This window comes from Pseudomonas sp. MWU13-2100, assembly GCF_023242365.1.
Lineage (GTDB): Bacteria > Pseudomonadota > Gammaproteobacteria > Pseudomonadales > Pseudomonadaceae > Aquipseudomonas.
Genome location: NZ_JALLIX010000170.1, coordinates 1 through 350, shown reverse-complemented (window position 1 = coordinate 350; position 350 = coordinate 1). Strand labels below are relative to the sequence as shown.

General features: G+C 63.7%; 1 pseudogene. It reads right to left on the bottom strand.

Annotation, left to right across the window (positions count from 1 at the left end):
• Positions 1-350: pseudogene (locus tag M5B99_RS29880) on the bottom strand (hypothetical protein); the annotation flags it as partial.

Here is a 350-nt window from a genome sequence, read left to right as displayed (position 1 = left end):
TCCAACTTGCGATAGTCACCGGTGCCACTGACTACCACCTCCGCTCCCCGTGGCAGGAGGTCAAGCTGCTTGCCCTGCCACGCCTGGTTGCGCACGTTCAGGCCCCGCTCCTGCGGGTGACCGTATCGGGTGTCGTTCACCGTCGCCTTGACGCGACGAATCGCCCCCTCGGGCCAGAACGCCGGACGGGTGATGGCCGCATCTTCCCGGTAAACCTTCCATTCCCGCAGGTGCATATACAGGCTGTAGAAGATCAGGCTGGGCGGCGTGTCCGGGCTGCCTTCGATTTTCGGCGGCTGAAGGTGGTGGCGGACCAGCACGAAATTGCGCGAGAACGGTTTTTCCACGGG